This is a genomic window from Bacillus sp. S4, assembly GCF_040838205.1.
Classification (GTDB): domain Bacteria; phylum Bacillota; class Bacilli; order Bacillales; family Bacillaceae_G; genus Bacillus_A; species Bacillus_A cereus_U.
This window is the reverse complement of sequence record NZ_JBFPJI010000135.1, coordinates 1-8,859: the sequence shown is the minus strand read 5'-3', so window position 1 is coordinate 8,859 and position 8,859 is coordinate 1. Positions and strand designations below refer to the sequence as shown.

The window sequence follows — 8,859 nt, the reverse complement described above, 5'->3', positions numbered from 1 at the left end:
ATGAAATATTTCATTTATTCCTATATCTTTCTCGGGATATACAATACCGTTTCGTATCACGATATTTACCTTTTACAAACAAATCATTTTGAATCGTATACTCATACTCCATATTTAAACGTCTCATTAATCTTTCAGATGCTTCAATACTATTAAGACGTAACTCATTAAAACCATAGCTAATAAAAGCTAACGCCGCTTCGGTAGCTAGTCCTCTTCCCCAATATTTTCATGATAAGGCGTATGCAATTTCCGATTTATGTATAGTTGAATCATAACTTATAAATCCACATGTCCCTATGAGTTTCTGCTTCTCTTTTAATACTATTCCAAGAGGAGCGACTTTTTCTTTCTCATATCGTTCCATGATTTCATAAATAAACTTTTTCGTATCATTTAACGATCGATGTTCATCTCATACAGTATAAGTTGTTAATTTATTATCCGAAGCATACTCGAATATATGTAAAATATCACTCATATCAATTTTTCTTAAGATAAGACGTTCTGTATACAACGTTGGATACGACCACTTCTCAACAATCATAGCGGCTTATGTTTAAATTTTTCATAATTCCGTACTTTTAATAAAAGGATATTCCCACAATCTGTACAAATATAAGCATCCACTGGTGAAGATGTGAACATCGTCTCCTTTTTTCGTATTTGTGCATAACCGATAAACTCACCTTCTCCTATGTTATGAGAACCGCAATGAGAGCATGTCTGCACGTCTTTCTGTTTCATGAGAGCACCACCTTTAATCTGTTTCTACTTCCCTTCGACAGTTCACTTCCATTTCCCTTCCAAAAATCTTCTTATTCTCTTACATTACAACAGGAATCCTATTAGAAAAATCGTATATATACTACGACTATATTATTTTATGGAGGAATTTTATGCGTACTATTATGACATACAATACAGCACAAGAAATTGAAAACGCAGAAATACATATGCTTTCTTCTAGATTAGAGGCACTACAAACAATAAGCGGCAACCCAATGCAAGTACAAATGAAAAAGTTCGGGAGTGCCACTGCCTTTTCATCAAAAGTAATTGCTGGTCCTGCTTTTAATACAGTAAAGGGCATTACATTTACAAATACAGATGAGATAGATGAAATCATCGCTTATTATCAATCACTACAAATCCCTTGCCGTTTTGAAATTACACCAGCGCAAGGTACAACTGAATTATTTCAATACTTATCTCAAAAAGATTTTTATCAATCTAGCTTCCATACCGCTTTATATAGTTTACCAAGAGAAGACCCATCGCTGCTGCCTTCTAACATTTCAGTACGCCAACTAAAAGAAAATGAATTTGATATTTTTGCAGACATATATGTACGTGGATTTAACATGCCATCCTTTACAAAATATGGTGTGCACCAAAATAACGAAATTCTCTACAATAAATCCGGCTGGCATTTTTTCATAGCCGAAGTTCAAAACACTCCTGCTAGTATAGGGGTACTTTATATAAATAAAGGTGTTGCTTCATTAGCTGCTTCTGCTACTTTGCCAGAATTTCAACGTAAAGGTTGTCATACCGCATTAATTCAAAAACGAATTGAGACCGCTGTTGCATCCAATTGTAATTTAATAGTTGGACAAGCAAGATTCGGTAGCGGCAGTCAAAATAATATGGAACGTGCCCATATGAAAATTGCTTATACAAAATCAATATGGACTGCGAAAGACATATAATTAACTTTCTTTTTCTTTCCATTACGAATGTATACATTTTATGACAATTACCTTTCTATCCTGTTACTCATTTGAATATTCAAACTAACTTTGTTACGCTATTACTAGATACATCATTCAACTTGCAATATGAAAAGAGAATTCTACTCAAACTACAAGGAGGAGAAATGTATGACTAAACATGATCATGGTTTAAAAGAAAAAGTAGAAGGTGCCATTGATAAGGTAAAGGGTGAAGTAAAGGAAGTTGTCGGAAAAGTAACTGACAATAAAAAATTACAAGCCGAGGGAAAATGGAATAAGGTGAAAGGCACTGCTAAAGATACTGTCGGTAATGTAAAAGAAAAAGTACATGAATATAAAGAACATAAAGAAAACAAATAAAAAAAGAGCCATCTGGCTCTTTTTATTTACCCTCATTCTTCTCTAACACATACAAATCTTCTTCAATATTCGTTAATTTCTCACTTACAAGCTTTCTTGCATCTCCAATTGCTTGATTGTATGCAAATGGTCCTACTAACTTTATCATTTCTTCTATTAAACGTTCTGCTTGGAAACGTCCAATTTCATCTAAATCTTCTTCAACGAAAAATTGCTGAATTTGTGCTACAAGCTCTTCTTTTTTATCATTCGTTATTTTTATGTTCATCATCATTCGTTACTCCTCTATATTTAAGATAATACTTTTCTTAACTCTACCATAGAAAAGCGATTTCCCGGACAAGTTTTTGTAACCCCTTCTAACTCCCTATGGCCGAGTATATTTCCTTTCTCTATGGCAAACTGCTTCATAAACATTTTACATAAAGAATATAATGAATTCATTTGTGCAGTATTTGGATCATATTTATCAAAATTTCCCGTCATACATATTCCAATTGTGTCACTATTATTATCTTTCGCATGTGCTCCAATATGTAAACCTCGCCCTTCGACTACAGTTCCATCTTCTTCAATAAAATAATTGTAACCAATCCCGCTCCATCCTCTTACCTTTTGATGAAATTCGTGGGTTTTATACACATCCCATCCATCTTCTGACGTATGGTGGATAATCAATTTATTTACTTTTTCTAAAGGAATTAACTCATTTTGAAATGTTAAATTTGCACATTTAATTTCCATATGAACATCCTCCTCTTACAAATCGATCATAATAACTGTTTTATCATCTGGTCTTATTCTATTTTCTCCTTCTAGCCTTTCAATGATTGCTACATATTCTTTTATACTATTCTTTCTTATATATACTACAGTTTGTTCTAACGACCACTCTGGGTGAAACAATCCGTCTGAACAAATAAAAATCCCACTTACTTCAGCTAGCTGTAATTCACCATATTGTAAATAATCCATAGCTTCTTTCATCCCATTTGCAACTGAGTAGCCGTTTGGCATATTTGCAAGATAGCGATTGTATTTTAACTGCTCCCGAACATCTTGAAAAACGTTTTCTTCCGGGACTGGTAAACCTTTTTTACGATCCTCTTCTCTCTTCTTTTTTGCACGTTTACTAATTCCTTGAACCGTATCTTTCGTTAATACTCTCATCGCTCCATCCTGAAGTATTGCAACGATCATACAATCACCTAACTGTGCATATTCAAGTTTCTCGCCTTCTATTTGAACTGCTGCAATACATGTACACCATAGATGGTCTTTTTTTCTCGTATCAACCTTGTACTCTAGCATCTTGTTTTGCAATAATTCATTCGCCTTTGCAACTTCACCTTGTAAACTATTAATCTCCCGTAACGAAGTAAAATGACTTGCAAATAAATGCGAAGCGATGTATGCTCCATTATGTCCTTCTTCATCACAAAATGGAACGAGCGGTGTTGCTCCATCACATATACCGTACATCATGTTATGTTCATTACAAAAAAATGAATCCTCACATTCTTGTTTTAAAGGACTTTTCTGTTGATACGTCGTTATCTTCATATCTGTATCCCCTTTCAAATAATCAAATACTCAAACTGTTTAGATTAATCTAATTTTCCGAAATAAACTGTTTTCACCTAAAACTTTCAATTTCATATATAATCTTGAAATAATATGATTATTTAGTGAAGGACGGGAAAAAGATGGTCAGATTTCTTGGTGTTATTTTTGGTTCTATTATTATTGCGATTGCCTTTAATCTTTTCCTTATCCCCCATAAAATTTTAAGTAGTGGAATTGGCGGAATTGCTATTATTTTAGGAATTGCAACCCCTGTGAACACAGGCATTATTAACTTTGTATTGAACTTACCTATCCTTATTTTAGGATACATAGGTCTTGGAAAAAAAGTAATTTTTAACACAGTTGTCTCTGTAATTGTATTATCTGTTGCACTATATTATATTCCTGTAAAAGTCGTAGCAACAGATCCACTTTTATCATCTGTATTTGGCGGTGTCATCGCCGGAGCTGGTATTGGTCTTGTCTTTAACTGCCATGGTTCAACTGGTGGATTTGATATTATCGGTATGTTGTTATCTCGCAAGCGAGATATTAAACTTGGTGGATTCCTTATTGCATTAAATACTGTTGTTGTTGTCATTGCGGGATTTTTCTTCACTTGGGATGTTGCCCTTACAAGCTTACTTTCAATTTATGTAACTGGTAAAGTAATTGATGCCGTTCATACAAAACATCGTAAAGTTACACTTATGATTGTAACAAATCAAGCGGAAGAAATGAAAAAAAAGCTTCTTTCAACTGTAGTACGCGGAATTACGTTACTTGATGGTGAAGGTGCTTATTCAAACGAAAAAAAACGTGTACTCATGACAGTCGTTTCGCGTGAAGAGTTAGCAAGTATGAAACTAACGATTTCCGAAATTGATCCTCATGCATTCGTTAATATTACAGAAACTGTTGAAGTGTTAGGATTGTTTAGAAAAGCATAAAAAACTAGGTGGACCTTAACCTAGTTTTTATTTTGCATAAATTCAATTCGATTTCCAAACGGATCTGATACGTAAAATCTAATCACGTCTGGTCGTGCATTATCATCTATTACTTCAACACCTTGCTTTATTAACTCTTGTTTAAATTCATCAATTTTCAAAACATAAAAAGCTGGATGCGCTTTTTTAGCTGGATTAAAGTTTTGCTCAACTCCGATATGAATCTCTTGATTTCCACACTTAAACCAACACCCACCACGCTTCTTTAATTCCTCCGGCTTTGGAATTTCCTCCATTCCAATTTTATTACCATAAAATTCTCGCGCTTCTTCTTCACATCCTACGGGCGCAGCTACTTGTACATGATCAATTCCTTGAATATAATTTTTCATATTACTTCCCCCTCTTCTATTCTAATCGTATAACGAAAACACATTCATGTAACTTACAGAAAATTAATTAAGCAATATAAGATTCTCTTATTACTACCTTTTATACCTTCCACTAATAATAAAAAAAGAAAATTTATTCTGTAATTTCCATTTTTTATAGAAATAAACGTCACACCTATATTATAGTTATTAATAGATCCATCTTTTTTAGATGCTAATTGTACGGAGGAAATATTATGAGTCGTAAAAAATATTCATCTACTCAAAAAAAGCGTCATCCGAACGTATCTGGACGCCTGCGAAACCATATACAAAATCGTTCTTTAGCAGAAATGTACGCATCTCTTTTCGAACATAACCCTGATAGTATTATTTCATTGAATTTAGAAGGAGTTATTTTACATATTAATCCCTCTGCTGAAAGAATATTAGGTTATACTTCTAACGAATTAGAGCGAAAAACAATCACTTCTATTTTAGAAGCACATATTTCTGATCAAGTACTACAATACATAAAAAATACTGCAGCTGACAATCAAAAAGAGTATATCGTCTCTATTTATCATAAAGACGGATATTTACTAGATGTCGTAACAAAATTAGTTCCTATTTTTGTTAAAAATCGTTTAACAGGTGTATACGCCATTATGAAACCCCTTGAAAAATCAGAAAGAATTGAGAAAGTATTACAAGAGAGTGAGAAACGATTACGCACATTAATGAATTCAATGCCTGCATTTGTTATTTTTAAGGATCATGAAGGACGCTGGCTTGAAGCAAATGACTATGCGCTTTCTTGTTTCAATTTCCATAACGTACCTTATCATGGAAAAAGAGATAATGAACTCATTCAATATAACGAAGCGTACCGCGAATCTTTTTTGCATTGTGAAGAAGTCGATGAACTAACATGGCAAAAGGGACAAATTCTTCACGGAGAGGAATTTATTATACATAGAGATGATTTCGACCTAGTTTTAAGTATTTCAAAGGTCCCACTCTTCCATCCTGATGGCTCACGCAAAGGTCTTATAGTGATGGGAAGGGACGTTACCGAACTAAAAGAAACTGAAAAGTTATTACGAAAATCCGAAAAGCTTGCAGTAGTAGGACAACTGACAGCTGGAATTGCCCATGAAATTAGAAACCCGCTCACTTCATTAAAAGGATTTTTAACATTATTACATCCAGAAATAAATGAGGAAAATAAATGGTATGTGGACGTTATGTTGAGTGAGATTTCACAAATGGAATCTATAACAAGCCAATTTATGGCGATGTCTAAACCACAAGTGTTATCTATTCATACATGCAACGTACAAACATTAATTGAAGAAGTTGTAACTTTTATTTTACCAACAGCAATTATGCATAGCGTTCATATCATCATGGACCATTTCGATTATATTTCTGACATTCAATGTGACAGTAATCAATTAAAACAAGTTTTTATTAACATAGTAAAAAATGCGATTGAGGCTATGCCTGATGGTGGTAACATATTCATTCAAACAACTTCGTTAGAAAATGATTTTGTTTCAATACGCATTATCGATGAAGGTTGTGGGATTCCTGAAGAGCGTATGGCTCGTCTTGGCGAACCTTTTTATAGCTTGAAAGAAAAAGGAACTGGCCTTGGCTTAATGATGTGCTATAAAATCATTCAAGAGCATCACGGGAAATTATTCATTTCAAGTGAATTAAACATAGGAACAACTGTCGATATCCAATTACCAGTTGCTACAGCTCAGCCTGTAACAAACTCTTAACTATGGTACATGAATATAGTAAAAGATATCTGTTATAAGTAGTTCAGTTATTGTGGAAAACATCTACACTAATACGCTAAAAAGCTCAAAGTCCCTATATGACTCTGAGCTTTTTAGCGTATAAAACGCATTTCATTACATCCATTCTCTTCCATGTTCACGAATAAATTTAATATCCTTTTCGTAATGTTCAAGGTGTCCTTCATCTATCATCTTTTGGAAGTTCATATCGCCTTCTTTTGCTTTTCTTTTCATGTATTTACATAATCCTTCTAATCGTAGAAGTACCATCTCCAAATAATCCTCGTCCATACCCTCACCTTTATAGGACTCAAAAAACAATTTAATCCTTTGCTTTATACGTTCCACATGCTGTAATGAATTATAATAAACTGCCTTACCTGTTTCCGTATAATAAACTCTACTTAATGGGACACAAGTGTAAAGAGTATAGGCTATGTCCCAAAGTCTTGGTCCAGGACCAGCAACATCAAAATCAATAATACCTACTGGTTTTTCGTTATTAAAAATAATGTTATATATTGCAAAATCATTGTGGCATACAACCTCTATTTTATTTGGAGTATTATCCATTGGTTTCCAATCATCTAATAAAGGAAAATCACTCACAGCATCATGATAAAGACGGAGCATCTTCGCTATTTCTTTTAAAACATCATTAGACCACATGTACTCTTTTAAAGGATAATTACCAGCTTTCCCTTCAATAAATGATAATATCTCTCTATCTTTATCATCAATACCTAAAAACTTTGGTGCATAACTAAAACCTTTATTTTCTAAATGATTTAATAGCTTATGAATTTTGGTACTGCCTTGCTTTAATTCTCGTCGAACTGTATCTTCTGAACGATATACGTTTGAGACATTGCCTCCCGTTAGCATTTCTTCATTTTCGTAGTTTGCCATCTAATAGTTTCCCCCATTATTAGAATAATCGACACTCCTGCTCATTAACAAAACAGGAACCCCTTTACTTTTATTTTAACATAACTTTCCTATTCTCTTTTAACCCCTTAAATTGCAACAAAAAAATCGAGTATAAAATCTTTATGATTTTACACTCGATTTAGTCTACTATTTATGCATGTGAAAACATTTTTTCATACCATTCTGTTGCCTTCTCTACTTCATTCATCGTTAATTGATGTCCTCTATTTTCCCAATGCATTGTTACATTAGCATTTGCATTTTCTAATAGCATCTTCAATTCCTCTGACTCAGAAGGTGAACAAATTGGATCATTTGTTCCAGCAGCAATAAACACTGCTTTCTCTCCTAAATTAGGAAGTTCTATCCCTCTTCTTGGAACCATTGGATGATGAAGAATGGCACCTTTTAATGCATTTTCATAATGGAATAATAAACTCGCTGCAATATTTGCTCCATTTGAATACCCAATAGCTACGATATTATCTCTATCAAATTCATATGTTTTTGCTGCTTCATTTAAAAATTCATTTAATTCCTTCGTACGGAAAACAAGATCCTCTTCATCAAAAATACCTTCTGCTAATCGGCGGAAGAAACGAGGCATCCCATTTTCTAATACATTTCCACGAACACTTAAGACAGAAGCTTCCCGATCAATTCTTTCTGCAAGCGGTAATAAATCTAATTCATTTCCTCCCGTACCATGAAGCAATAATAGTGTTGGTTTTGACTCATCTTTTCCTTTTTGAAAAACATGTTTCATCATTTTTCTCCCCTTTCAATTCCTTATATAATTAGTATAATTCTCTTACTTAAATTGGTAATAACCCTTGTTCAATCTGTTTTCTATGCTGATTATATCGCTGTGGTAATTTTAATTCCTCACCCATCGTCTTCTCCACGCCCTTTTTTATTTCATTACAAAAAACGTTTATTTGCTAAAATTCATTATTCATTTTGTCCATATGATAAAGTTCAATCCGCAATGCTATTTTATCTCAATTTTGAGATACCTCTCAAAAAAACTAACACATTTCATCTCGCTCAGAAATTATCTCGAATTCGAGATAATCCGCAAAAAAAACTACAGTTCTTATGATTATATTTAAAATATTGATTTTATGTTTTTGAC

Annotated in this window: 11 protein-coding genes and 2 pseudogenes; 4 read left to right on the top strand and 9 right to left on the bottom strand. The window is 33.4% G+C overall.

Annotated features, from left to right (window positions below):
• Positions 1 to 10 precede the first annotated feature (10 nt).
• Positions 11 to 547: pseudogene (locus AB3X48_RS13810) on the bottom strand (GNAT family N-acetyltransferase).
• Complete coding sequence (locus tag AB3X48_RS13805) at positions 544 to 747, bottom strand: hypothetical protein (protein ID WP_088079101.1); 204 nt, start codon at positions 745 to 747, stop codon at positions 544 to 546. Before AB3X48_RS13805 ends, AB3X48_RS13810 begins: the two are co-directional and overlap by 4 nt.
• A gap of 152 nt (positions 748 to 899) precedes the next feature.
• Between AB3X48_RS13805 and AB3X48_RS13800 the strand changes: the two genes are divergently transcribed.
• Complete coding sequence (locus AB3X48_RS13800) at positions 900 to 1,712, top strand: GNAT family N-acetyltransferase (protein WP_088099416.1); 813 nt, start codon at positions 900 to 902, stop codon at positions 1,710 to 1,712.
• 171 nt (positions 1,713 to 1,883) lie between these two features.
• Positions 1,884 to 2,096 carry a CsbD family protein gene (locus AB3X48_RS13795; RefSeq protein ID WP_349302918.1) on the top strand — a complete coding sequence of 71 codons (213 nt, stop codon included), beginning with the start codon at positions 1,884 to 1,886 and terminating at the stop codon, positions 2,094 to 2,096.
• Between the two features lie 22 nt (positions 2,097 to 2,118).
• Here AB3X48_RS13795 and AB3X48_RS13790 read toward each other — a convergent pair whose 3' ends face one another.
• Genes AB3X48_RS13790 through AB3X48_RS13780 form a run of 3 tightly spaced genes read right to left on the bottom strand, consistent with a single transcriptional unit; the run spans position 2,119 to position 3,659 of the window.
• On the bottom strand, positions 2,119 to 2,370 hold the full coding sequence (locus AB3X48_RS13790; RefSeq protein WP_002033529.1) for a DUF2164 domain-containing protein: 252 nt from the start codon (positions 2,368 to 2,370) through the stop codon (positions 2,119 to 2,121).
• Positions 2,371 to 2,387: 17 nt separating this feature from the next.
• A complete protein-coding gene (locus tag AB3X48_RS13785; protein ID WP_016105839.1) occupies positions 2,388 to 2,840 on the bottom strand; it encodes a peptidoglycan recognition protein family protein in 453 nt (150 codons plus the stop codon).
• A gap of 15 nt (positions 2,841 to 2,855) precedes the next feature.
• Positions 2,856 to 3,659, bottom strand: a complete 804-nt coding sequence (locus AB3X48_RS13780; protein WP_016105840.1) for a PP2C family serine/threonine-protein phosphatase — start codon at positions 3,657 to 3,659, stop codon at positions 2,856 to 2,858.
• A gap of 143 nt (positions 3,660 to 3,802) precedes the next feature.
• Here AB3X48_RS13780 and AB3X48_RS13775 point away from each other — a divergent pair, with 143 nt between their 5' ends.
• Positions 3,803 to 4,612: a YitT family protein gene (locus AB3X48_RS13775; RefSeq protein ID WP_002146290.1), complete on the top strand. Its 810-nt coding sequence runs from the start codon at positions 3,803 to 3,805 to the stop codon at positions 4,610 to 4,612.
• Positions 4,613 to 4,632: 20 nt separating this feature from the next.
• Here AB3X48_RS13775 and AB3X48_RS13770 read toward each other — a convergent pair whose 3' ends face one another.
• Positions 4,633 to 5,004, bottom strand: a complete 372-nt coding sequence (locus AB3X48_RS13770; protein WP_002146289.1) for a VOC family protein — start codon at positions 5,002 to 5,004, stop codon at positions 4,633 to 4,635.
• Between the two features lie 236 nt (positions 5,005 to 5,240).
• Here AB3X48_RS13770 and AB3X48_RS13765 point away from each other — a divergent pair, with 236 nt between their 5' ends.
• Positions 5,241 to 6,773: a BA3702 family sensor histidine kinase gene (locus AB3X48_RS13765; RefSeq protein WP_016105841.1), complete on the top strand. Its 1,533-nt coding sequence runs from the start codon at positions 5,241 to 5,243 to the stop codon at positions 6,771 to 6,773.
• Positions 6,774 to 6,908: 135 nt separating this feature from the next.
• Here AB3X48_RS13765 and AB3X48_RS13760 read toward each other — a convergent pair whose 3' ends face one another.
• From AB3X48_RS13760 to AB3X48_RS13750, 3 genes and pseudogenes are all read right to left on the bottom strand, one after another.
• Positions 6,909 to 7,703, bottom strand: a complete 795-nt coding sequence (locus AB3X48_RS13760; protein ID WP_016105842.1) for a phosphotransferase — start codon at positions 7,701 to 7,703, stop codon at positions 6,909 to 6,911.
• 172 nt (positions 7,704 to 7,875) lie between these two features.
• The gene (locus AB3X48_RS13755) at positions 7,876 to 8,490 is read right to left on the bottom strand and encodes an alpha/beta hydrolase (protein WP_016105843.1); all 615 of its coding nucleotides are present in this window, start codon (positions 8,488 to 8,490) and stop codon (positions 7,876 to 7,878) included.
• A gap of 49 nt (positions 8,491 to 8,539) precedes the next feature.
• A pseudogene (locus tag AB3X48_RS13750) lies at positions 8,540 to 8,623 on the bottom strand (VOC family protein); the annotation flags it as partial.
• Between the last annotated feature and the right edge of the window lie 236 nt (positions 8,624 to 8,859).

Coding starts and splice junctions, on each gene's coding strand:
- AB3X48_RS13805 (WP_088079101.1), bottom strand. CDS start 747: ATGAAACAGAAAGACGTGCAGACATGCTCTCATTGCGGTTCTCATAAC.
- AB3X48_RS13800 (WP_088099416.1), top strand. CDS start 900: ATGCGTACTATTATGACATACAATACAGCACAAGAAATTGAAAACGCA.
- AB3X48_RS13795 (WP_349302918.1), top strand. CDS start 1,884: ATGACTAAACATGATCATGGTTTAAAAGAAAAAGTAGAAGGTGCCATT.
- AB3X48_RS13790 (WP_002033529.1), bottom strand. CDS start 2,370: ATGATGATGAACATAAAAATAACGAATGATAAAAAAGAAGAGCTTGTA.
- AB3X48_RS13785 (WP_016105839.1), bottom strand. CDS start 2,840: ATGGAAATTAAATGTGCAAATTTAACATTTCAAAATGAGTTAATTCCT.
- AB3X48_RS13780 (WP_016105840.1), bottom strand. CDS start 3,659: ATGAAGATAACGACGTATCAACAGAAAAGTCCTTTAAAACAAGAATGT.
- AB3X48_RS13775 (WP_002146290.1), top strand. CDS start 3,803: ATGGTCAGATTTCTTGGTGTTATTTTTGGTTCTATTATTATTGCGATT.
- AB3X48_RS13770 (WP_002146289.1), bottom strand. CDS start 5,004: ATGAAAAATTATATTCAAGGAATTGATCATGTACAAGTAGCTGCGCCC.
- AB3X48_RS13765 (WP_016105841.1), top strand. CDS start 5,241: ATGAGTCGTAAAAAATATTCATCTACTCAAAAAAAGCGTCATCCGAAC.
- AB3X48_RS13760 (WP_016105842.1), bottom strand. CDS start 7,703: ATGGCAAACTACGAAAATGAAGAAATGCTAACGGGAGGCAATGTCTCA.
- AB3X48_RS13755 (WP_016105843.1), bottom strand. CDS start 8,490: ATGAAACATGTTTTTCAAAAAGGAAAAGATGAGTCAAAACCAACACTA.